At 68.2% G+C, this 22,877-nt stretch carries 22 protein-coding genes; 16 read left to right on the top strand and 6 right to left on the bottom strand.

All coding sequences use genetic code 11. The annotated features are described in order from the left end of the window. Positions 1 to 7: 7 nt before the first annotated feature. Positions 8 to 1,393, bottom strand: coding sequence for a PP2C family protein-serine/threonine phosphatase (locus ABZ345_RS12050; protein ID WP_359846066.1), 1,386 nt, complete (start codon positions 1,391 to 1,393; stop codon positions 8 to 10). A gap of 137 nt (positions 1,394 to 1,530) precedes the next feature. Between ABZ345_RS12050 and ABZ345_RS12045 the strand changes: the two genes are divergently transcribed. Then, positions 1,531 to 5,679 (top strand): HAMP domain-containing protein, encoded by a 4,149-nt coding sequence (locus ABZ345_RS12045; RefSeq protein ID WP_359846063.1) that lies wholly within the window; start codon positions 1,531 to 1,533, stop codon positions 5,677 to 5,679. A gap of 4 nt (positions 5,680 to 5,683) precedes the next feature. Here ABZ345_RS12045 and ABZ345_RS12040 read toward each other — a convergent pair whose 3' ends face one another. Continuing rightward, positions 5,684 to 6,031, bottom strand: coding sequence for an STAS domain-containing protein (locus ABZ345_RS12040; protein ID WP_359846060.1), 348 nt, complete (start codon positions 6,029 to 6,031; stop codon positions 5,684 to 5,686). Positions 6,032 to 6,147: 116 nt separating this feature from the next. Between ABZ345_RS12040 and ABZ345_RS12035 the strand changes: the two genes are divergently transcribed. Continuing rightward, on the top strand, positions 6,148 to 6,543 hold the full coding sequence (locus ABZ345_RS12035; protein WP_359846058.1) for an ATP-binding protein: 396 nt from the start codon (positions 6,148 to 6,150) through the stop codon (positions 6,541 to 6,543). A gap of 55 nt (positions 6,544 to 6,598) precedes the next feature. Here the strand turns inward: ABZ345_RS12035 and ABZ345_RS12030 are convergent, their stop codons facing one another. Next, entirely contained in the window at positions 6,599 to 6,829 is a 231-nt protein-coding gene (locus tag ABZ345_RS12030; RefSeq protein WP_359846055.1) for a hypothetical protein, read from the bottom strand. 127 nt (positions 6,830 to 6,956) lie between these two features. Here ABZ345_RS12030 and ABZ345_RS12025 point away from each other — a divergent pair, with 127 nt between their 5' ends. Then, complete coding sequence (locus ABZ345_RS12025) at positions 6,957 to 7,307, top strand: STAS domain-containing protein (RefSeq protein ID WP_359846052.1); 351 nt, start codon at positions 6,957 to 6,959, stop codon at positions 7,305 to 7,307. A 7-nt stretch (positions 7,308 to 7,314) separates the two neighbouring features. Here ABZ345_RS12025 and ABZ345_RS12020 read toward each other — a convergent pair whose 3' ends face one another. Next, positions 7,315 to 8,199: an exopolyphosphatase gene (locus tag ABZ345_RS12020; protein ID WP_359846049.1), complete on the bottom strand. Its 885-nt coding sequence runs from the start codon at positions 8,197 to 8,199 to the stop codon at positions 7,315 to 7,317. Between the two features lie 106 nt (positions 8,200 to 8,305). On the opposite strand from ABZ345_RS12020, the gene ABZ345_RS12015 reads away from it, so the two are divergent. The 3 genes from ABZ345_RS12015 to ABZ345_RS12005 all read left to right on the top strand — a co-directional run bounded on the left by ABZ345_RS12015 (position 8,306) and on the right by ABZ345_RS12005 (position 11,688). Further along, a complete protein-coding gene (locus tag ABZ345_RS12015) occupies positions 8,306 to 9,289 on the top strand; it encodes a hypothetical protein (RefSeq protein WP_359846046.1) in 984 nt (327 codons plus the stop codon). A gap of 61 nt (positions 9,290 to 9,350) precedes the next feature. Continuing rightward, positions 9,351 to 10,280 carry a GNAT family N-acetyltransferase gene (locus tag ABZ345_RS12010; protein ID WP_359846043.1) on the top strand — a complete coding sequence of 310 codons (930 nt, stop codon included), beginning with the start codon at positions 9,351 to 9,353 and terminating at the stop codon, positions 10,278 to 10,280. A gap of 202 nt (positions 10,281 to 10,482) precedes the next feature. After that, positions 10,483 to 11,688 (top strand): glycoside hydrolase family 88 protein, encoded by a 1,206-nt coding sequence (locus ABZ345_RS12005; protein ID WP_359846040.1) that lies wholly within the window; start codon positions 10,483 to 10,485, stop codon positions 11,686 to 11,688. Here the strand turns inward: ABZ345_RS12005 and ABZ345_RS12000 are convergent, their stop codons facing one another. Next, entirely contained in the window at positions 11,689 to 12,000 is a 312-nt protein-coding gene (locus ABZ345_RS12000; protein ID WP_359846037.1) for a hypothetical protein, read from the bottom strand. It lies immediately after the preceding gene. Between the two features lie 13 nt (positions 12,001 to 12,013). Here ABZ345_RS12000 and ABZ345_RS11995 point away from each other — a divergent pair, with 13 nt between their 5' ends. The 10 genes from ABZ345_RS11995 to ABZ345_RS11950 all read left to right on the top strand — a co-directional run bounded on the left by ABZ345_RS11995 (position 12,014) and on the right by ABZ345_RS11950 (position 22,012). Further along, positions 12,014 to 12,262, top strand: coding sequence for a hypothetical protein (locus ABZ345_RS11995; RefSeq protein WP_359846034.1), 249 nt, complete (start codon positions 12,014 to 12,016; stop codon positions 12,260 to 12,262). Position 12,263: 1 nt separating this feature from the next. Next, on the top strand, positions 12,264 to 12,929 hold the full coding sequence (locus ABZ345_RS11990) for a response regulator transcription factor (protein ID WP_359846031.1): 666 nt from the start codon (positions 12,264 to 12,266) through the stop codon (positions 12,927 to 12,929). Continuing rightward, the gene (locus ABZ345_RS11985) at positions 12,926 to 14,200 is read left to right on the top strand and encodes a HAMP domain-containing sensor histidine kinase (RefSeq protein ID WP_359846028.1); all 1,275 of its coding nucleotides are present in this window, start codon (positions 12,926 to 12,928) and stop codon (positions 14,198 to 14,200) included. Before ABZ345_RS11990 ends, ABZ345_RS11985 begins: the two co-directional genes overlap by 4 nt. A gap of 434 nt (positions 14,201 to 14,634) precedes the next feature. Further along, on the top strand, positions 14,635 to 15,246 hold the full coding sequence (locus ABZ345_RS11980; protein ID WP_359846026.1) for a DUF4360 domain-containing protein: 612 nt from the start codon (positions 14,635 to 14,637) through the stop codon (positions 15,244 to 15,246). A gap of 206 nt (positions 15,247 to 15,452) precedes the next feature. Then, positions 15,453 to 15,959 (top strand): ATP-binding protein, encoded by a 507-nt coding sequence (locus ABZ345_RS11975; RefSeq protein ID WP_359846023.1) that lies wholly within the window; start codon positions 15,453 to 15,455, stop codon positions 15,957 to 15,959. 411 nt (positions 15,960 to 16,370) lie between these two features. After that, positions 16,371 to 17,000, top strand: coding sequence for a DUF4360 domain-containing protein (locus tag ABZ345_RS11970; RefSeq protein WP_359846021.1), 630 nt, complete (start codon positions 16,371 to 16,373; stop codon positions 16,998 to 17,000). 323 nt (positions 17,001 to 17,323) lie between these two features. Next, the gene (locus tag ABZ345_RS11965) at positions 17,324 to 18,514 is read left to right on the top strand and encodes an MFS transporter (protein WP_359846019.1); all 1,191 of its coding nucleotides are present in this window, start codon (positions 17,324 to 17,326) and stop codon (positions 18,512 to 18,514) included. Between the two features lie 5 nt (positions 18,515 to 18,519). After that, a complete protein-coding gene (locus tag ABZ345_RS11960; protein ID WP_359846016.1) occupies positions 18,520 to 19,998 on the top strand; it encodes an L-tyrosine/L-tryptophan isonitrile synthase family protein in 1,479 nt (492 codons plus the stop codon). Beyond that, positions 19,998 to 21,353: a hypothetical protein gene (locus tag ABZ345_RS11955; RefSeq protein WP_359846013.1), complete on the top strand. Its 1,356-nt coding sequence runs from the start codon at positions 19,998 to 20,000 to the stop codon at positions 21,351 to 21,353. Before ABZ345_RS11960 ends, ABZ345_RS11955 begins: the two co-directional genes overlap by 1 nt. Then, a complete protein-coding gene (locus ABZ345_RS11950) occupies positions 21,350 to 22,012 on the top strand; it encodes an HAD-IA family hydrolase (protein ID WP_359846011.1) in 663 nt (220 codons plus the stop codon). The genes ABZ345_RS11955 and ABZ345_RS11950 overlap by 4 nt, the downstream gene beginning before the upstream one ends. On the opposite strand, the gene ABZ345_RS11945 is transcribed toward ABZ345_RS11950, so the two are convergent. Beyond that, complete coding sequence (locus tag ABZ345_RS11945; RefSeq protein WP_359846008.1) at positions 21,971 to 22,795, bottom strand: extensin family protein; 825 nt, start codon at positions 22,793 to 22,795, stop codon at positions 21,971 to 21,973. The genes ABZ345_RS11950 and ABZ345_RS11945 overlap by 42 nt on opposite strands. Positions 22,796 to 22,877 lie beyond the last annotated feature (82 nt).

Genomic DNA, 22,877 nt, shown 5'->3' with positions numbered 1-22,877 from the left:
TGGATGGTCAGACCGCTTGCACGGCGAGCAGCGCGAGATCGTCGTGATCGTCGCGGTCCAGCCACGTGAGCACGGCCTCCTCGCAGTGCCGGGCGATCTCCTCCGCCGAGAGCCCCTTGCACTCCTTCAGCACCGCCTGCAACCGCTGCTCCCCGAACAGCTCGGTGCGGTCGGTGTGCGCGCGGGCTTCGGTGAAGCCGTCGGAGTACAGCACCAGCGTGTCGCCGGGAGCCAGCGTGACCTGCTCGCCGTGGAACCGGACGTCCGACAGGATGCCGACGATCGCGCCGGGCGCGCTCACCTCCTGCACCGACCCGTCCGCGCGCAGGATCAACGGCGCCGGATGCCCGCCGGACGCGAGCGACAGCCGCGCTCCGCCTGCCGCCAGCGGCACCAGCTCGCCGACGACGATCGTGGTGAAGAGCTTGGACCCGGTGGCGCGCAACGAGGTGTTCAGCAGGTGCAGCAACCGCACCGGGTTCGTCTCGACGAGCGAGAGCGCCTGCAGCGACTGCCGCACCCGTCCACTGTGGACCGCCGCCTCCAGGCCGTGGCCGCAGACGTCGCCCAGCGCGAACGTCGCCGAGCCGTCCGTGCGCGGGTGCACGTCGTAGAAGTCGCCGCCGACCAGCGCGCGCTGGTGGGCCGGGATGAACACCGAGGCCATCGTCACGCCGCGCACCTCGGGCAGCGGCAACGGCAGCAGCGCCGAGCGCAGGATGTCGATCGTCCGCTGTTGCTCGGTCAGCCGCGACGCCGACTCCAGCGCGACGGCCGCGTGCTTGCCGAACAACCGGATGCGCTCGACGTCGTTCGGCGCGAAGTCGCCCTGACGCAGCACGACCAGCGCGCCGCCGACGCCCAGTGGCACCGCCAGAGCAGTCCCGAAGTCCTCCGGAACCCCCCAGTTACCTTCACCCAAAGAGGTGATCCTGGTCAGCGTCGACGTGCCCGTCAGCACCTCGGAGATCGTGGACGCCCGGCGTGGCGAGCGCGCCACCGTCGGTTCACCGCCGCCGCACCGCCACCACTCCAGGCGGTCACGGGTGGCGGGCACGACGGCGACGCAGTGCTCCCCCAGCAGCTCCACCGCGAGCTGCACGATGGTCTTCAGCGTGGACTGCCGCGAAGTCCCGCCCGCGAGCCTCAGATGGGCGTGGTCGAGCGCGGAGTCCGTGAAGTACCAGGCACTCCAGCCGTCGCCGAGGTCGTGCTGACGCCCCGCGACGTGCACGTCGAAGCGCTCGCCGAGGCACAGCCGGGGGAACCGGCCGGCGGCCGCGGCGTTGCGCACGCGCACCACACCGGCCGGGTCGACGACCAGGACGGCTTCGCGCAGCCCGTCCACCAGGCGCTGCCAGCCGTCGAGGTCGATGCCCACGGCGCTGCTCATCCGCTCTTGTCCAGCGCGCTCGGCCGAATCATCACGGCCTCCTGCGGGTCGTTTGCGTGCATCGCGGCATCAAGTTACCTCGCTCCCAACCTAACGTGGCAGGCTTGGCTGCGACCACCGAGGCACGGAGGCTTGGAGTGACCACGGCCAACGAAGAGACGGACGCGACCCTCGATCGGGTTCTCTCCGCCATGAGAGACCTGCGTGACGGCAACTTCCGCCGCAGGCTCGTGGTGCCGGGGAACGGGCCCGTGTCGGCCCTCGCGGACGTGTTCAACGAGATCGCGGAGCGCAACCAGTGGCTCGCCGGTGAGCTGGGCCGGGTGCGCCAGGCGGTGGGCCAGGAGGGCAGGCTCACCGAACGGGTGGCGTCCGCGGGCACCGCCGGCGGCTGGTCGTTGATCGCCGACTCGGTGAACGGCCTGGTCGAGGACCTGATGCGGCCGACGAGCGAGCTGAGCCGCGTGCTCGCCGCCGTCGCCGAGGGTGACCTGACCAAGCGCATGTCGGACCAGACGCTGCGCGGTGAGTTCGCCACGCTCGGTTCGACGGTGAACGGCCTGGTGGACCAGCTGTCGTCCTTTGCGGACGAGGTCACCCGCGTCGCCCGCGAGGTAGGCACGGACGGCCGTCTGGGCGGTCAGGCGAAGGTCCCCGGTGTCGCCGGTACCTGGCGCGACCTGACCGACAACGTCAACTCGATGGCGAACAACCTGACCATCCAGGTCCGCAACATCGCCCAGGTCGCGACCGCGGTGGCGAACGGCGACCTGACCCAGAAGATCACGGTCGACGTCTCCGGCGAGATGCTGGAGCTCAAGAACACGCTGAACACGATGGTCGACCAGCTGTCGAGCTTCGCCGACGAGGTCACCCGCGTCGCCCGCGAGGTCGGCACCGACGGCAAGCTCGGCGGCCAGGCGAAGGTCCCCGGCGTCGGCGGCACGTGGCGCGACCTGACCGACAACGTCAACTTCATGGCGGACAACCTGACCACCCAGGTCCGCAACATCGCCCAGGTCACGACCGCGGTGGCCCTCGGCGACCTGACCCAGAAGATCACCGTCGACGCGCGCGGCGAGATCCTCGAGCTCAAGTCGACGATCAACACGATGGTCGACCAGCTGTCGTCCTTCGCGGACGAGGTCACGCGTGTCGCGCGTGAGGTCGGTTCGGACGGCCGGCTGGGCGGTCAGGCGCAGGTGCCGGGCGTCGCCGGCACGTGGCGCGACCTCACCGAGTCGGTGAACGTCATGGCGAACAACCTGACGACCCAGGTCCGCAACATCGCCTCGGTCACCACCGCCATCGCGCGCGGCGACCTCACCCAGAAGATCACGATCGACGCCCGCGGCGAGATCCTCGAGCTCAAGACCACCATCAACACGATGGTCGACCAGCTCTCCTCGTTCGCCGACGAGGCGACCCGCGTGGCTCGCGAGGTCGGCACCGAGGGCAGGCTGGGTGGTCAGGCGACGGTGCCGGGCGTCGCGGGCACGTGGCGCGACCTGACCGACAACGTCAACTTCATGGCGAACAACCTGACCAACCAGGTCCGCAACATCGCCCACGTCGCGACCGCGGTGGCCAACGGCGACCTGTCGCAGAAGATCACCGTCGACGCGCGCGGCGAGATCCTCGAGCTCAAGTCCACTTTGAACACGATGGTGGACCAGCTGTCGAGCTTCGCCGAGGAGGTCACCCGCGTCGCCCGCGAGGTCGGCACCGACGGCCGGCTGGGCGGTCAGGCCCGCGTGCAGGGCGTGGCGGGCACCTGGAAGGACCTGACGGACAACGTCAACCTGATGGCGGACAACCTGACGAACCAGGTCCGCAACATCGCCGCCGTCGCCACCGCCGTCGCGAACGGCGACCTGTCGAAGAAGATCACCGTCGACGCGTCCGGCGAGGTCGCGGCGCTCGCCGAGACCCTGAACGGCATGGTCGACACGCTCCGCGCGTTCGGCGACGAGGTCACCCGCGTCGCCCGCGAGGTCGGCACCGAGGGCATCCTCGGCGGCCAGGCGCGCGTGTCCGGCGTCGCGGGCACGTGGAAGGACCTCACCGACTCGGTGAACTTCATGGCGGACAACCTGACCAACCAGGTCCGCAACATCGCCCAGGTCACCACCGCCGTGGCCCAGGGCGACCTGACGAAGAAGATCGACGTCTCGGCCCGAGGCGAGATCCTCGAGCTGAAGACCACCATCAACACGATGGTCGACCAGCTGTCGTCGTTCGCCGACGAGGTCACCCGTGTCGCCCGCGAGGTCGGCACCGAGGGCAAGCTCGGCGGCCAGGCCGAGGTCGACGGCGTCGCCGGCACGTGGTCGAAGCTGACCGACAACGTCAACCAGCTCGCCTCGAACCTCACGACCCAGGTCCGCGCCATCGCGGCCGTCGCCACCGCCGTGACCGCGGGCGACCTGACCAGGCAGATCACCGTGGACGCGTCCGGCGAGCTCGCCGAGCTCAAGGACAACGTCAACCAGATGATCGCCAACCTGAAGGAGACCACCCGCGCCAACCGCGAGCAGTACTGGCTCAAGACCAACCTGGCCCGTCTGTCCGGTCTGATGCAGGGCCACCGGGATCTCCGCGCGCTGGCGTCGCTGATCATGAGCGAGCTGACGCCGCTGGTCAGCGCCCACCACGGCGCGTTCTTCCAGGTCCAGGAGGACGACGACAGCAAGCAGACGCTCGAGCTGACCGCCTCCTACGGCTTCCGCCTGGACTCCGCCCGCACCACCCGCGTCACGATGGGCGAGTCGCTGGTGGGCCAGTCCGCGCTGGAGAAGAAGACGATCCTGGTCACCCAGGTGCCCGCCGGCTACCTGACCGTCTCCTCCGCCCTGGGCGCGTCCGCCCCGGTCAACCTGGTCATCCTCCCGATCCTCTTTCAGGGCGAGACCCTGGGCGCGATCGAGCTGGCCTCGCTCAACACGTTCACCGACGTCCACCTCGACCTCCTGGACCAGCTCAAGGAGGCGATCGGCGTCAACGTGAACACGATGCTCGCCAACTCCCGCACCGACGCCCTGCTGGTCGAGTCCCAGCGCCTGACCACCGAGCTCCGCGCCGGTTCCGAGGAGCTCGAGGACCGCGCCCGCCAGCTGCAGACGGCCTCGAAGTACAAGTCCGAGTTCATGGCGAACATGTCCCACGAGCTCCGCACGCCGCTGAACTCGTTGCTGATCCTGGCGAAGCTGCTGGCCGACAACCTCGACGGCAACCTCAACCCCAAGCAGGTCGAGTTCGCCCGCACGATCCACTCGTCCGGCTCGGACCTCCTGCAGCTGATCAACGACATCCTCGACCTCACCAAGGTCGAGGCGGGCCACATGACCCTGCACGAGGACCCGGTCCGCGTGGACGAGCTCGTCCGCTACGTCGAGACGTTGTGCCTGCCGCTGACGGCCGAGAAGAACCTCGAGTTCTCGGTCCGCGTCGACCCGAACGTGCCCGAGACGCTGAGGACCGACGAGCACCGCCTGCAGCAGATCCTGAGGAACCTGCTGTCGAACGCCGTCAAGTTCACCCACGACGGCGGAATCCGCCTGCACGTGCGCATGGACGACCCGTCCACAGTGGCCTTCGACGTCCACGACACGGGCATCGGCATCCCGGCCGAGAAGCTGGCCGTCATCTTCGAGGCCTTCCAGCAGGCCGACGGCACCACGTCCCGCAAGTACGGCGGCACCGGCCTGGGCCTGTCCATCAGCCGCGAGCTGGCCCAGTTGCTGAACGGCGCCCTGCGAGTCCGTTCCGAACCGGGCATCGGCTCGACCTTCACCCTCTGCCTGCCGCTGGGCAAGGTCGTCAACGACACCATCGTCCTGCCGGAACCCACCCCGATCGTGACGCCCGCACCCGTGCTCGCCGCGTCCGGCGCGATCCGCTTCCACGGCGAAAAGGTCCTGGTCGTCGACGACGACCTGCGCAACGTCTTCGCCCTGACGAGCGTGCTCGAACTGGTCGGCCTCGAGGCCATCTACGCCGACAACGGCATCACGGGCGTGCGGGCGTTGGAGCAGTACGACGACGTGGCCATCGTCCTGATGGACATCATGATGCCCGAGCTGGACGGCAACGCCACGATCTCGGCGATCCGGGCCATGGAGCGCTACGCCGACCTGCCGGTGATCGCCGTGACCGCCAAGGCCATGAAGGGCGACCGCGAGAAGTCACTGGCGTCCGGCGCCACCGACTACGTGACCAAGCCGGTGGACACCGAGCACCTGATCAGGCTGATCGCCTACTACCTGGGAGTTTCCGCAGAAGCCTGACCCGTCAGCGAGCCGAGTCCACCGCCGGTTGCACGGCCGCGTCCACCGTCTCGTGCAGCGACAGGACCGCGGCCACGTCGGCCAGGTCGAACAACCGCCGGACCGGCGCCTGGGTGGCGGCGATCCTCAGCTGCCCCCCGGCGTCGGCCAGCCGCCGGTGCCACTCCAGCACGAGCGCCAGCCCGGTGGAATCCATGAACTGGAGCTGGGAGAGGTCCAGCACGGCATGCGCGCCGGTCACGTCCGCGTCCAGCCGCGCGGACAACAGGGGGACGGTGTCGATGTCCAGCTCACCGGCGACGGCGAGCACTCGCCATCCCTGCTGGACCTCGCTGCCGACGTTGAGCTCCATCGTCGCCGTTCCTTCCGCCACGCCCGACCCGTGCGCCCCAAATCGTGCAGCACGGCGTCAACGCATGCGACCACCGGGGGGCTGAAAGATCCGAACGACCCACCGGATGTGCGACGATGCGCCTTGTGCTCAACGACCCACTGGCCGAGGTGCGCGTGACTCTGACCGCCGAGGGCGGATCGTGCTCTCGTGCACGTCAGGTGGTCCGCGACGCCGCTACCTCGTGGGGGCTGTCGGAGGACCTGACGGACGACGCGCTGCTCATCGTCACGGAGCTCGTGTCGAACAGCATCGACCACGGTGAGGGTCTGATCACACTCACGGTGAGCCGCAAGTCGGGCGGCATGCTGGTCGAGGTGCACGACGAGTCGCCGAAGCAGCCTCTGGTGAGGCCGGTGGACCCCAGTTCGGCGCGGGGGCGGGGGATGCAGCTCGTGCAGGCGCTGAGCGCGCGCTGGGGCACGAAGCCGCACGCGCGGGGAAAGGTCGTCTGGGCCGAGTTGAAGGCCTGAGGAGAGGCGGCGGGGTGCGACGGGAGAGAAGCACCCCGCCGGACTCGGAGGGGACCTACTTCGTCAGCCTCGAGGCGAGCAGGCGCTTGCCCTGCTCGGCGCCCTTCTGGCTCTCGCCCTGTGCCTTGCGGAAGAACTCCGCGAGTTCGCTGTCACCGTCGCGCTCGGCGTCGGCGATGTAGTTCTCCAGGCGCAGCGCGTTGTCCAGGCACGCCTCGGTGAACCAGAGGATGTTGTAGTCCCTGTCCTTCGTACCCGTGATGTGACCGGTTTCCGTGGTCGACACGGTTTCCTCCTCAACTATCTCGGGATTTGCCCTCACTGAACGTGTACCCGTCGTGGCCTGGTGAAAACCGGCTCGGCTTGTGGACGTCACGAGCAAGCGCGTACGGTCGGTGCGGACGGGAGTCCTAATGAACCAGCTTCGACAGACAACGACCTATGTCCAGTCCATCCCGATCGTCGCGCTCACGGGCGAGATCGACATGATGTCCTCGGCGCCGGTGACGAGCAGGATCGCCGAGCTGCTCGATCGCAAGCCACCCGCGCTGGTCGTCGATCTGCGGGCAGTGCAGTTCTTCGGGTCCGAGGGGATCCGCGCACTCGTGGAGACCCAGCACCAGGCCGACGAGCTCGGCGTCAAGTTCGGCGTCGTCAGCGACACGAGAATCGTGTTGCGGCCATTGGAGATGACGGCGGTCGACCAGCTTCTGCTGTTGTTCGACGACGTCAACGACGCCGTCACGGCGCTGGCAGCCTGCTAGCGGGAATCTAGGCCGCTGACTCGGATCTGAGCCGGGACCGCTCCACCAGGTCCAGCAGCAGGCCTTCCTTGGTCGACCAGGGCGAGATGTCCACGACGTCGTGGCCCGCGACCTTCATCAGACCCTCCGCGACCACCGCGCCCGCCAGCGACTGCCGGGCCCGGTGGCGGGAGATCCCCGGCAGCGCGGCACGTTCCCGCACCGACAGCTTCGCGAGACGCGGGATCCACTTCTCCAGGTCCTTGAGCTTCAACTGCCGCGGCTCGTACGTCCCGGCGCGCGCTCCGGCGAGCCTGGCCAGCTGCTCGAACACCTTCGAGCAGCCGACGGCGCGAGCGCTCTCATCGCGGGGAAAGGCCTCGGCGATCTGTTCCCGGACCTCGGCGCGCATGTCCTGCACGGTCAGCCCGGCGCGCGTCAAAGTCCGTGCCCCCAAGGGCAACGAGACAGCGAGCTCCGGCTCGGCCCCCGACCCCAGAGCCAGCTCGACGGTGCCGCCACCGACGTCCAGCACGACCATCGGACCGGCGCTGAAACCGAACCAGTGCCGGGCCGCCATGTACGAGAGGCGAGCCTCTTCCTTGCCCGACAACACCTTCAGCTCAACGCCGGTGCGTCTGTGCACCTTGCGCATCACCTCGTCGGCGTTCAACGAGTCGCGGACGGAGGAGGTCGCGAACGGCAGGAACGGAACGTCGCCGGCCTTCTTGCGCGCGGCCAGCACGGCAGCGCACAAGGACTCGATGCCATCTCTGCTGATGGCCCCCGCGGAGTCCAGCTCCCGGTCCAGCCGCAACCGGACCTTGTGGGACATCAGCGGATGCATCAGGTCTCGTTCCACGACCACCAGATGCGCGCTGAAGCATCCGACGTCCAGAACACCGACCGACATCCGCCCTCCTTCTGTCAAGTTCTCTTTACTTCATCGGGATCCATTGTGCGAGGCTTTGCACCCGATCAGGGCATCTTCGCCTGATGAGATGCGTTACAGTGCCCCGATGTCCCTGGCAGAGATCCCTTCCCGGCTCGACGGTGCCCTGAAGTCGGCGGACCGCGGCGTGATCGTGCTGGCCGTGGACGGGCTCTCCTCGGACGTGGCCAAACAATCGTGGCTGTCGGCTTCCATCTCCACGCTTTCCTCCACGGTGCCGTCCACGTCCGCGACGGCCTGGCTGACCGCGTTGACCGGGGTTCCGGCCGACGTCCACCGCGTGCCAGGAACGGTGTACCGCAACGGATCCGGTCTCGTCCACGCCATCAACGGCACGCCCCCGATCCCGGATCTGCCGACCGTCCTGGAACGGCACGGCGCCACTGTCCTCGCCCGCGAGCTCGACCTCCTCGAAGGCACCTGGGCGCAGGCCCTCCTGCGCGGGTGCACCCGGATACCCGCGCCCGCGAGGCACAAACTCACCGCCCAGGCCGAAGATCCACCCCTGCTCGTCGCCAACGTCGTCGCCGATCTGGACAAGGCCCTGCCGGACGCCAGGTTCCTGTGGACCTACGTCAACATCGACGACCACGTGCACCGCCACGGCTACGACGAGTCCGTGCACGAGGCCATGATCCGGCTCGACGCGCACGCTTCCCGTTGGGCCGCACAGGGTTGGACCGTCGTGGCGCACTCCGACCACGGCCAGGTCCCCGTCGATCCCGATCCGGCCCTCGTCGAGGCCTGGGACGCGATCGTGCGCGAGGAGTGCGTGATCCCCTCCGGCGGCGCGGGGCGCACCAGGTGGCTCTACCCGAAGGCCGACCGCCTCGAAGCCGTTTTCGACCGCGTGGCAACGACTCTGGGCTCGACGGCCACCGTGCACCACGCCGCCGATCTCGGACTGCCCCAGCCGGAGGCCGGTCCGGTGGTCGCCGTGGCGGCGTCGCGGAGGTTCCCGATCCCGGACCCGTCGGTGAAGTTCGAGCACGGGGGCCTGAGCCGGGACGAGATCGACGTTCCCTGCGCGGTCTGGCAGACCGTACAGTGAGCGTGTGCGCGTCGAATTTTCAAACTCCATAACGAAAATCGATGCTGCCGATTGGGATTCGGTGGTCCACGCGAGTGGCGCGCCGGTGTTCTACGAACACGCGTACGTCCACGCCTACGAGCAGGCGCCGCTGACGAACGCCGACTACTCCGGGTGCTTCGTGGTGCGCGACGGCGAGAAGCTGGTCGCCGTGCTGCCCGTCTACCTCCAGTCGGAGGCGAACCCGTTGCGCCGCCTGCACGAGGCGTACCCGGAAACGCTCGGCCAGACCGTGCTGCTCAGCCACACCTGGCACTGCTACGACGCGCACGTGCCGGCCACCGCGGACGTTCTGCCCCGGCTGCTGGACGCCATGACGCACGCCGCGTCGGTCTTCGGCGCGCACTGGTACGGGTTCGTGAACGTCGAGCGCGGCAACGCGCTCTCGCGGCAACTGAGAGCGGCCGGCCTGCCCGCGCGCCATCTGACCGACCGGTGGGCCACCGGGCTCACCACCTACGAGCACTACCTGGCCGGGCTCGGCACCCGCGCGCGGGCGAACCTGCGGCGCAACGAGCGAAGATCGCGGGAAGCGGGCGTCACGATCGAGGTCCTCCCCGTCGACCACGCCGCACTCGACGAGATCTCGTTGCTGTGCACCAAAACCGCGACCCGCTTCGACACGAGCGACTTCTACCCCGGCAGCACCTTCACCAAGTTCGTCCTGGCCCTCGGCGGCCTCGCGCACGTGATCGAGGTCCGGCAGCACGGCAGGCTCGTCGCCGCCGGTGTGTGCCTCGCCGACGCCACCCGCTTCCACACCTGGACGTGCGGTGTCGACTACGCCGTCGACGGCCGCTACAGCCCGTACGGCGTGCTGTTCGCCGAGTCGGTCAAGCTCGCGATCCGGTTGGGCAAGACCACGCTCGAGGGCGGCAGGGGCAACGCGGACTTCCAACGCCGCCACGGCCTGAGCCCGCGCCATCTCGACGCCGTTCTGATCCAGACCTGAAACCCGAATCGTTCACCCTTGTGAACAATTCCTTTTACAACGTCCGAATCCAGCTGGGTTCACGTATCTGATTCGCTCTTTAGGCCGGTCAGCGGCCTGAGACAGGGCGAAGGAATCAATTTCCGACTTCTCTTTACAGACCTTGATCGGGTCTGGCAGGGTGTCGCCGGGCGCAAGGACATGAAAGGGACTGGACGGTCTCGTGAATCTGTCTCGACGCACCCTTCTGGCGTCTGCCGCGGCCACTCCCCTGCTCACCGGAGCCGGAGTCGCTCTCGGCGCGGGGGAGGCCGCGGCCTCCCCCGCCAAGCTCCGCGGCGCGCTCGACTACGGCGTGGCCAAGCTGAAAGCGGTCGCACCGGGCATCACCTCGTTCCCGGAGATCACCCGTGCCGAGAAGTGGACCTACGTCGCCGACGGCGGCTGGATCGGCGGTTTCTGGCCGGGCACGCTGTGGCTCGCGCACCTCGACAGCGGCGACGCCCAGTTGCGCACGCTGGCCGAGGCCGCGAACGACAGGCTGGCACCGCGCCGGCTCGAACCGCGCGACCACGACCTGGGGTTCCTCTTCTACCCGTCCTGGGTCACCGCGTACCGGCTCACCGGCGACGCGAAGTGGCGTGACGGCGCGATCGACGCCGCGAACACGCTGATCCTGCGCTGGAACGCGACCGGCAGGTTCATCCGCGCGTGGGGCAAGATCGGCACGCCCGGCAACGCGGGCCGGGTGATCATGGACACGATGATGAATCTGGACCTGCTCGCGTTCGCCACCGAGCAGACCGGCGACCGCAAGTTCCTCGACATCGCGATCGCCCACGCCAGAACGACCCAGGCGAACTTCCTGCGCCCGGACGGCTCGACCCCGCACGTGTTCGACTTCGACCCGGACACCGGCGCGCCGATCGGCCAGAACACCGTGCAGGGCTACAGCCCGACCTCGTGCTGGTCACGCGGCCAGGCGTGGGGCATCTACGGCTTCACGACGATGTACCGCCGCACGGGCCTGCGCGAGTTCCGCGACACCGCGCGCAAGATGGCCGACTTCGCGCTGAACGCCCTCACCCAGGACCACGTTCCGGTGTGGGACTACCGCTCGCCGTTGGGCGCCAACGACATCAAGGACTCGTCAGCGGGCGCGATCATGGCGTGCGGCCTGCTCGACCTGGCCAAGGCCACCGGCTCCGACCGCTACCGCGAGCGGGCGCTGAAGATCCTCGACGGCCTGGTCGGCACGTGCCTGACCACGAAGTCGACGCGGGCCGAGGCGATCCTGGCCCGCGGCACCCGCAACCGCCCGTCCGAGGACGGTGTGGAGGTCTCACTGCCCTACGGCGACTACTACCTGCTCGAGGCGATCCTGCGCGTGCTCAAGCCCGCCCAGATCGCGAAGGCCATCGGCCTGTAGTCACTTCTCGACGACGCGTGCCGTCGGGCCGCCGCTCCACGTCGCCTCCAGGCGGGAGAGGCGGCCCTCGGCCGTGCGGAAGTTGACCACCAGCGGGCCACCTGGCTGTTCGACGGCCACGGACCAGCCGTCGGCGGGTGTGGCCGAGAGAGCCTCGACACCCTGCGGGCGGTAGCGGACGACCACGTCACCGCCGCGCAGGTGGAACGCGTGGACGTAGGAGCCGTCCGACTGCCATTCGCCCTCGGAAAGTTGAGCCGAGGAGGGACGCGCATCCGTACTACTGGGAGGAGCCGGAACCGACGAGCTCAACACAGGAGGTCTGGTGGACGAGGGCGTGACAGGCGGCGAGCTGATCGAGGTGCTGCTGGGAGGCACCGGGACGCTGATCGACGTGACGGTCGGCATCGGCACCACACCACCTGGCCCCGCCGTGGACTCCACAGCGGCCACCGGCGCGGGTTCCATCGCCGAACGGATGCCGAACCACGACAGGCCGACGGCGACGGCGGTCACCACCGCCCAGGCGACCAGGTATCCGATCGACCGTCTCACTGCGACGACCCTCCCGTAGCATGGCATCGGTACTGCTGGTCGAGGACGACCCCGTGGTGCGAGCGGCGATCACCCGCGCTCTCACCGGCCAGGGCCACATCGTGCACGGTGTCGCGCTCGCGATCGAGGCTTTGCGCGAAGTCACCGCCACCAACTACGACGTCGTGGTGCTCGACCTCGGGCTCCCCGACCTCGACGGCGGTGACGCGCTGCGGATGATCCGAGGCGTCACGAACACCCCCGTGGTGATCGCCACCGCCCGCGACGACGAGCAGGAGATCATCCGCCTGCTCAACGCGGGCGCGGACGACTACCTCGTCAAACCGTTCTCCAGCGAGCACCTCGAAGCCCGGCTGCAGGCCGTGCTGAGAAGAGCCCGCGACAACAAGCAGCTCGTCATCGGCGGCCTGGAGATCGACGTGAACCTGCGCCGTGCCACTGTGGACGGACGCGAGCTCTCGTTGACGCACAAGGAGTTCGAGCTGCTCTCCTACCTCGCGGCACGCTCCGGCGAGGTCGTTCCGCGCGCCGAGATCCTGGCGAACCTGTGGCCGTCCACCCGCGACGACCAGACGCTCGACGTCCACCTCTCGTGGCTGCGGCGCAAGCTCGGCGAACGGGCCGCGCAGCCGCGTTACCTGCACACGGTGCGCGGGGTCGGCGTGCGTCTGGTCGACCCGAGATGAGGCGGTCACTGGTGCTGGTCGCTCTCGCGGCGACCAGCATGGTGGCGCTGGCGTTCCTCATTCCACTGGCGATCGTCGTGAAGAACGCGGCGTACGACCGCGCGATCAGCGAGGCCGAGAAGCAGGCCAACGCGCTCACTCCGGCGCTCGTGATCACCACGAAGGCTCCGGAGATCCGCCAGGCCATCCGCAGCACGCGGTACGGCGGCCAGCAACGGCTCGCCGTGCACCTCAGCGCCGGCACCTACGGCACCTCGCACATCACCGCCAAAGACCTGCAGGACGCGCGGAACCTCGCGAAGGCGTCCATCGTGGAACGGCCGGACGGCGTCGCTTATCTGCAACCGCTGGCCACCACGGCGAACGGGATCGCGATCGTCGAGGCGTTCGTACCGCACGAACAGCTCACCCACGGCGTGCTCGGCACGTGGTGGGCGCTGGCGGGTGTCGCGATCGGACTGGTGGCCGGTTCGGTCCTCGTGGCCGACCGGCTGGGCGCGCGTGCCGTGAAAGCGACCCGCACGTTGGCCGACGGCGCCCGGAAAATGGGGCAGGGCGACCTTTCCGCGCGTGTCCCGGTCAAAGGACCGCCCGAGCTCAAGGAAGTCGGCAAGGCGTTCAACGCCATGGCCGAACGCGTCCGGCACCTCCTCGCCGCCGAACGCGAAGTGGTCGCCGATCTCTCGCACCGCCTCAGAACACCTCTCACGGCGCTGCTGCTGGACGCGGACACCCTCGGCAGGGGTCCAGGCGCGGATCGCATCCGCGAAGCCGTCCAGGGCCTCGAGAGGGAGGTCAACGAGATCATCAAGGCGGCCCGCTCCGGCCTGCAGGCCGACGACGCCGGTGTGGACGCCGCGAGCGTCGTGCGCGACCGGCTGGTGTTCTGGTCCGCGCTCGCCGACGACCAGGAACGGCCGTGGACGGTCCGGGGTGCCGACAAGCCCGCGCACGTCCCGTTGGCCCGCACCGACCTCACGGCCGCGCTGGACTCGTTGCTGGGCAACGTCTTCCGCTACACGCCGGAGGGCACGCGGTTCGCCGTGACGCTGGTGCACCAGGCCGATCTGGTGGCGCTGGTCGTCGAGGACGCCGGTCCCGGCATCGCGAACGTCGAGCACGCGCTGCGACGCGGCGCCAGCGGCGGTGGGTCCACCGGGCTGGGGCTCGACATCGCCCGGCGCGCCGCGGAAAGCACGGGTGGCTCTCTCCACGTCGACCGCGGGCCGCTGGGTGGGGCACGCGTGCAATTGAGGCTCCGAAGGCTTTAGTGCCCTTGTGAGGGCCGTAAAAGAACACCGCCGGCGGCGCCGGACCGTGGGACGGGTCCGAGCGCCACCGGCGGGCACCGGCCGGCTGCACTGCACCGCTGCCGCACCACCGAGTCCCGAGCAGGAGGGAGGAACCCGATGAGCAGTGCGCGCTTGCCATCCCACACCGGTGTTACGAGGTGGATCTGCCGGGGCTCTCGGCGCCAGGTGTGGGGACCGGCGTATTCAGTAGGTCTGTGTTGATCGTTTTTCGCGATCTGTCATGAAGTTAGCCGACGGCTCGTCGTCGCCAATCCACCGTTCAGACGATTAATCCGTTTTAAATATATTTAAGTTCGCCCGGTCGGCTGTCCACGCCTTAAGTCTATTTAAGATAACGTCTCCGTCACGCCGCCACACATCGCCGAAATGAAAGGCGCCTCATGCTCAGTGTGATGGCAGCTACGAGTTTGGCACTGTCACTCCTCGTCGCCCCCGAGGCGCCGAGCTCCGCGGATGTCGTTCCCCCCGGGAAAATCACGGTCGACGTCGTCACGGTCAACGGTTCCGGCTGCCCCGCCGGAACAGCGGCGGTCGCGGTCGCGGACGACAACACCGCATTCACGGTCACTTACAGCGACTACACGGCGCAGGCCGGCGCCGGATCGACACCGACGCAGTTCCGCAAGAACTGCCAGCTGAACCTTCGCGTGCACTACCCGCAGGGCTTCACCTTCGGGATCGCGAAGGCCGACTACAGAGGCTTTGCGTCGTTACCCAGAGGCGCGAAAGGCATGCAACGCGCCAGCTACTACTTCTCCGGCTCGTCGTCGACCGGCACGAGCACGCACAACATCCCCGGCCCCAAGAGCGACAACTGGCAGTTCACCGACCAGACCGACGTCGCGGAGATCGTTTTCGCGCCGTGCGGCATGGTGCGCAACCTCAACGTGAACACCGAGGTCCGCGCGTTCACGAACTCCGCGAACCAGGCGTCGTTCGTGTCGATGGACTCGACCGACGGCAGCTTCAACACCCGCTACCAGTTCGCCTGGAAGCGATGCTGAGCGAAAATGATCACGGAGCGCTCCCGGCGTTCTACCGACAGTGAGCGCCGGGGCCTCTCACCGTGACCCGGACGTGACTTTTGACGGGTGAGTCAACCAGGCCATTGCTTCCCGCGTATACCCATGTAGATTCCCGCACACCGCGACGGCCATTCGGGTGACTGTCGCTGGATCGCGCGCCGCACGCGAACGGAGGCTGCATGCCGGTGAACGCCCAGACTGCACAGGTCGATGACCTGACACTCATCGCGTTGCCCACCGCGGTGAACTGCGCAGATCTGTTCGTACGCTTCACACTCGGCGAGTGGCGGCTGCGGAACATGGTCGACGACTGCTCCGCTGTGGCATGCGCACTGGTGGAGGCGGCCATCGAGTCCGCCGACCCCAAGACCACGCGGCTGATCACGCTGCGGCTGCGGCTGAGCGGCGACTACCTGGTGGTCGAGCTCGAGGCGGCCAGGTTCACGATGCCGCCCACGTCGCCTGACCTGCGCACCGGCGAGCTGCAGCTCGGCAACGGGATCAAGCTCATCTGGTGCGAACTGCCCCTGCCGACCGGCGTGAACGCGAACGCCGTGCCGCTGCCCCGGCGCGAGAAGCGCCGCTCCCCCGCGGCCGAGGCGCTGGGCGACGAGCCGGACGTCGATCCCGAGCTCATCCAGCGGATCCTGTTCGGCCTCGGCGGCTCGATGGGCGGCGGCCCGCAGCGGTGAGCCGCAGATAAACCGCTCTAGTCCAAGTTTCACCCACGAGGGCGCATCCATCTGTGGATGCGCCCTCGTCGTGTGCGCGGGTTCTCGCGTGTGGACGCTTCACCAATTGAGTTCCGCATCTCAGACTGCCACTACTCCGTTCGAGGCGTGTACATTCGCTGCGACGCCTGGAGCATTACGTTTCTGAATAGCGTTCTTTCGGTACGGGTGGCAATTAACCGACGCCGTGCCCGACCCGCCCATTAGTGCGGTAACCGATCGAACACAAAAGGTCACAAATGGTCGATGCGCATTGACCTCGGCTGATGCCGTCCAATGTTGCTCTGGTTGGCGGAGGTTCGTTAACACCCTTTCCGATACGGTCTCGTACCACGCCGCCCGACATGTCCTGCACATTCGGAAAGGTGTCCCATGATTAGCACGTTGGCCGCGGCCGCCTTGGCTCTGTCCACCATCGTCATTCCCCCGGTCGCGGATCCGCCCCCGACGGGCCAGATCACCATCAACGTCGTCACGGTCAACGGCTCCGGCTGTCGCATCGGCACGGCCGCGGTCGCCGTCTCGCCTGACAACAAGGCTTTCACGGTGACCTACAGCGACTATCTGGCCCAGGTCGGCCCGCAGTCCAGGCCGACCGATTTCCGCAAGAACTGCCAGCTGAACCTCAAGGTCAACGTTCCCGGCGGATTCACCTACGGAATCGCGCAGGCCGACTACAGAGGCTTCGCCGACCTGCAGAAGGGAGCGAAGGGAACGGTGAAGGCGAGCTACTACTTCCAGGGAATGTCCGACACCGACCAGCGCTCGAAGACCATCAACGGCGCAATGAGCGACAACTGGCAGGTCACGCACAAGACCGACGTCGCCTCCATCGTCTACCACCCGTGCGGCGAGAAGCGGAACTTCAACATCAACACCGAACTCCGCGTGGACAAGGGCACGTCCGACCCGAAGAAGACCAGCTTCATGGCGATGGACTCGACCGACGGCTCGATCGAGACCATCTACCACTTCGCGTGGAAGAAGTGCCCGAAGCTGTAGCCCTCGTCAGCTAGCGGACAGCTTCGTTCCACGTTTCGGATAAATCAGACGCCAGCTCGGCCGCCGGGCCCCTTGGTCTCCTGCCAAATGAGACCAAGGGGCCTTCTGTCGTCTCAATTCCACCTCGTCAGGCGCGCTCGTTCTTCGTAACTAGGTGTTTCCCCAGGATCAACCTGGGACAGGCCGCCGTCATATTGCCCGTGTGCCCGGACACACCCGTTGTGTCTGCTCGGCGTGGTCAAGTAGCCTTTCTTCCACAGCCGATGTAAACGGTTACACACAAGCATCAATGCGTTCCTGATTCTGAGTGGACGTGCATCTGAATGAGTATTTCCGCACCTGCCGGGCAGCGTGCCAGGAACATGTCGCTGCTCACCGCGGCCCAAACGCTCTACCAGTGCTGCATCAGCGTGGACCTCACGCTGACCGGCATAGTCGGCCTCTCGCTGGCGCCGTCCCCCGTTCTCGCCACCGTTCCTTTCGCGCTGATCAGCATCGTTTCCTGGCTCACCACCTATCCGGCGTCGTCTTTCATGCGGCGGCACGGACGGCGCGCGGGCTTCACCCTCGGCTCGCTCGCCGCGGTCATCGGCGGTCTCATTTCGGTGCTCGCCGTGACCCTGCAGAGCTTCGTGCTGTTCTGCCTCGGCGTGGCGTGCATCGGCGTGTTCCAGGCGTTCGCGGGCTACTACCGCTACACCGCCGCCGACATCTCCCCCGCCGACCAGCGCGCCAAGGCCATCTCCACGGTGCTCAGCGGCGGAATCCTCGCCGCGGTCGCCGGCCCGTTCCTCGCGACAGCGGTCTCCGGCGTCCTGCCGGTCGTGTTCGCGGGCTCGTACGCACTGGTCACAGCCCTGGGACTGGCCTCGACCGCGGTCGTGGCGTTCATGACCGTCGACCGCGAACCCCGGGCCGTCGAGACAGCCATCGTGTCCGGCACCCCGCGCACGCTGAAGGAAATCGCGCGCCAACCGGTGTTCCTCGCCGGTGTCGCGGGTGCGGGCGCCGGCTACTTCACGATGACGCTGGCCATGACCGCGTCACCGATCGCCGCCTCCGGCTCAGGGCACTCGGTGCACGAGGCCACGTCGGTCATCCAGTGGCACATGGCCGGCATGTACGCCACGGCGTTCGTCTCCGGCCACCTCGCGGCACGAATCGGCGCCGCGCAGACAGTTCTCGCAGGTGTGGCCGTCAACGCGGCAGGGGCACTGATCGCGTTGAGCAGCTCGTCGCACACCAGCTTCATGGTCGCTCTGGCGCTGGTCGGCATCGGCTGGAACCTGATGTTCGTCGCCGGCACGACCCTGCTCGCGAGCTCCTACCTGCCGCACGAACGGTCCGTCACTCAGGGCGTCAGCGAGATGTTCACGCTCGGTGCCTCCGCGCTCGGCGCTCTCACCGCCGGGCCGCTCCTCTCCGCCACCAGTTGGCCGACGGTCAACGCCTTCCTGCTCGTGCCCCTTGCCATCAGCGCCGTGTTCGCGGCGCTCTTCCTGGTGAAGAAGTGAAGGCTATGACGCAAACCCTTCAGAACACGCTGAACTCCGAACAGCGCCGCAGCCAGATCTCGGGCGGCCACCGGTTGATCTCCCAGGTCCGCAGCAAACCTTTCCAGCTCTACTCACAACGTGAGTTCGCCTCGAAATCCGTGGCGATCGACGCGAAGTACTGGGTCGACGAGGTCATGCCCGCGCTCGCCCACGCCGTGAGCCGCTCGGCCGCCGCACGCGTGGACGCTGCTTTGGGCCGTGCCCGCAAACAGGCCAAGGAATACGGCGTCACGAAACCGGGCGCCGCCGAGCTCGTCGCCGAGGCGTTGTTCGACGGAAAGTGGTTCAAGGCCAAGAAGGAGCACTTCGGCCGCGCCGAGCTGCGCGACCAGGTGCTGGGCATGATCTCGGCGGGCCGGCCGGTCGAGCTGGTGCTGCCCTTGTTCTCCCGCAAGCCTTTCTCGCCGGTGAAGAATCGCGGCCCCGCCCCGGACACCGCCGAGATCCACTCGCTGGCCCGGTGCGCCGCTCTCGCGCACACGTTGAACGCGTTGAGCCCCACGGGCGCCGTGTTCCGCGTGCTGGCCGACGGCCGCAAGTACAACCGTGCCTGCCGCACGCCCGACGACCTGGTGCTCGACTACCAGGACTCGCTGCGGGTGTGGGTGCGCGAGCTCGGTGCCGCAGACGTGCTGGAGATCTGCGACTACGAGGACTGGGTGCGCTCCGGCATCACCTCCTCGCACTGGGACCGGCGCGCTTCCCGCTACGCCGAGTGGGTCGTGGACCTGGAGCGCGGCTACACGCCGTTCTTCGACGAGACCGACCCGGTGCCGTCGCTGGACGAGCTGACGGCGTCTTCCGACGTCGGCTCGCAGCTGGCCTTCACGTTCTGGTCCATCGCCACGTCGACCTGCTACTCGGCGTTCCGGCAGGCACGCGACGACGCGTTCGCGGGCCTGGTGGACCGCGACCACGTGATGGACGCTTACAGCCACTACGTCACGTCGCTGCGCCGTCCGTTGAGCGAGGTGGCGCCGCGCGCGGACATCGGCTTCGAGGTGGACCACGGCGCGCTGCGGCGGGAGGCGTTCTCCGCGGCCTGCCGGTACGTCGCGATCTCGTTGGCGGACCGTGATCTCAACGTCCTGCGCACGGTCACGCCGGACGCCGTCAAGCTGACGATCCACGGCAAGCCGGGCGAGCTGCACTTCGTCACGGCCACCTCGCGCGACGCCAACATGACCGCGCAGCACTGCACCGGCGGCTACGACCTGGAGGCCGGCGAGGCCAAGCCGACGTTCCGCTACCTGATCGAACGCGAGGCGGCGGGCGAGGTGCCGGTGCTGGTGTCGGGCGCGCGGCACCGCGTGGCGGCCGATGACCGCTACCGGGCGCTGGCACGGCTGGAGACCGGACTGCAGCCCATCGCGTACGTCAGCGACACCGGGCCGGTGCTGGGTGACTCGCTGCACCAGCTGATGGAGAGGGCGGACGTGTGATGACCATCGGAACCACCGAGAAGGTGGTCAGCGAAAGCCGGCTCCTCACGTTGCTCCGCGAGGACTCCCAGGCCTGGATGACCTCGTCCGCCCTGGACCGCCCCGGTGTCACCGTCTCCGACGACTTCACCCCGCCCTGGCGCGACGGCGTGCGCAAACAGGTCAAACGTCTCACCAAACGAGCCCGCGGCATGCTCGAAGTCCTGGCAGGCGACGCGCTGTACAGCTCGCTCGGCGACCCCGCCGCACGCCGGGCCGCGCTGGTGGCCGAACTGTTCCGCGACCACGTGATCAGCCGCAACGCCGGCCGCCTCGACGTCCGCACGCTCCAACAGCAGATCCTCGACCGCGCCGGCGAACCGCTTCGGTTCGAAATCGCGCTGGGCCAACCGAAACGCGACGCGGGCGGTCTCAAGACGGCGGGCCCGTACGCCGATCTGGCCGAGGTGTTCGCGGTCGGCAGGCTCGTCGCCCTCGTCGAATCTGTGGCGGAGCTTGCCGAACAGCCCGTCACGCTGGCCGTGCGCTCGGGCGGCGAGCGGTTCGCCGACGCGTTGATCACCGATGCCTGGCCACGCGAGGCTTACGACGCACAACGTGAGCAGATCGCGGATTTCCTGGTGGACAAGGCTTCCGTGACGTTCGAGGACTTCCGCCAGTCGACACCGGACGACCCGCGCTGGCCCGGCTTCTACGCCGAGGAACTGGCCGCGCTGCCGCCGGAGGCCGTCGCCGGCCGGCTGCACACGATGGTGATGAACGTCGACTGGGACAACGTGTTCGCCCTCGCGCTCACCGGCCGGCCCGTCCACGGCGTGACGCTGCCGGAGTCGCTTTCGTCGTGGCTCGAGGAAGATCCCGGACGAGTGCGGGTGATCACGCGGGCCGGTGTCAGCTCGCTGGTCAACCCGCGGCACCAGGCCGCGTGGCGCGAGATCATCGGGCACGAGACGGCGGTGGAGGACGGCCTCGCGTTCGTCTCCGCGGTGGCGTGGGAAGCGACGAGGCGTTACGTGGCGATCCACGCGGCCGACCGGCGAGTGGCCGGCGCGGCAAGCACTTCGATCCGGCTGACCGTGCACGAGAAGAAGGACAGGCCCGCGATGCCCGCGATCCTGACGCTGGGCACGCGAGGTGGCGGGTTGCTCTCGCATCACGTACTCGCGGTAGCAGACCGCAAGAAACCGTTGGAGTTCCTGACGATCGCGGAGATCACGGCACTGACGGAGGCTGTGCCGGTCAGGTTCACCGGCGAGGGCCCGTTGTCGTGGCTCGGTCAGCAGCCGCTGTGCTTCGCGCACGGCACCGAGGAGGAGATCGTGCGTTCCCTCAGTGCGGCGGTGGACCCGGAATGAAGCGCGACACCGTGGTCTTCGACCTGGACGGGACCCTGGTCGACACCGTTTCCGGGATCACGCACGCCGTGAACATCGCTCTGCGCTCGCACGGCGTGACGGATCTGGTCGACGACGAGACGCGGCAGTACGTCGGGCTGGGAGGCAACGCGTTGGTGCGTGCGGCGCTGGCGAAGGCCGGAGCCCCGGAAGAGTGGGCTCCGGCCGTCCAGGAGGCGTACCTGACCGCGTACGCCGCCGACCCCGGCCACCTCGCCCAGGCGTATCCGGGCGCCGAGGACCTGCTGAAGCGGCTGAGGGCACGGGGCATCCGGCTCGCGTTGTGCACCAACAAGTCCGGCCGCATCACCGGCGGGATGCTCGAGGCGCTGGGGCTCGGCGAGGCGTTCGACGCGGTGGTGAGCGGCGACGAACTTCCTTACCGCAAACCGGATCCGCGGCATCTGCTGGAGTCGGTCCGCCGCGCGGGTGGCACGGCGGCGCTGATGCTCGGTGACAGCATCAGCGACGTCCGTGCCGCCCGCGCGGCGGGTGCGCCCGTCGTCTGCGTGTCGTTCGGCTACGGGGTCGCGGGTCTGGAGCCGGACTCCTGGATCGACAGCTTCGACGACTTCGAGTCAGATGTTCTGGTTCGCGAAGCCCTTGGTGGCGATCTTTGAACACATCGACTGCCACACCGAGGTGCTGGTGTGCGGGTCACCGGTCACGCCCAGCGCCGACTTGAGGCCGTTGAACGCGTTCTGCGTGTTGGTGCCCCAGATGCCGTCGATCACGAGGCCCGAGCCGCGGAAGTTGTTGCACACGGCCTGGACGAACTTGGTGTCGGACTCGGAGTCCTTGAGCACCCGCACCGGCATGCCGCCGAAGTCGGAGTGGATGTGGTCGTGGTGGTCGGCGTTGTACCAGCCGTCGAGCACGTACCGGAACCGGCGGCGGCACACGGCCTCCGTCGCGAGGTAGCGCTTGCGGATCGCCGCGTTGGTCGACGCGTGCGCCTGGTCGAGCGGCGAGATGGTGTTGCCGCCCGACCAGCGCACGTGGTCGAGGTCCATCGCGGTGCCGGCGCCGTGCTGGCCGGGCTTGTCGACGTAGAAGCCGGCCGAGACGATGTAGCTGATCGAGCCGTAGCTCGACGAGAGCGAGCGCAGGTCCCGGATCCAGGCGACGAGCGCGTTGTAGAACGCGTCGGTGCACTGCCAGTTGCGCGCGGTGGTGTTGCCGCGGTTGGAGCGCCAGTAGTAGACGGGCGTGCCGTCGATCTTCTGGAACGTCATCATCGCCAGCGCGCCGACCGCGGGGGCCATCTCGGCTTCGGTGTGCTGGTCGTGCGTCTGAGGGGCGGCGGCGGCCAGCCCCGGAGCGATGGTGGACAGACCGGCGAGACCGGCGACAGCCGCCGCGCCCGTGACGAAGCCGCGCCTGGTGACGTTGTTTTCGAACACCCCAGTACTCCCTCTGTGTCCTAGCCGGTCTCACGAACCGGCGCGAGGGAGTCTAGGGATCGTGATCAGTTCGGGGAATCCG

Source organism: Lentzea sp. NPDC005914, assembly GCF_040629405.1.
Classification (GTDB): Bacteria; Actinomycetota; Actinomycetes; order Mycobacteriales; family Pseudonocardiaceae; genus Lentzea.
This window is presented reverse-complemented; position numbering and strand designations above follow the sequence as displayed.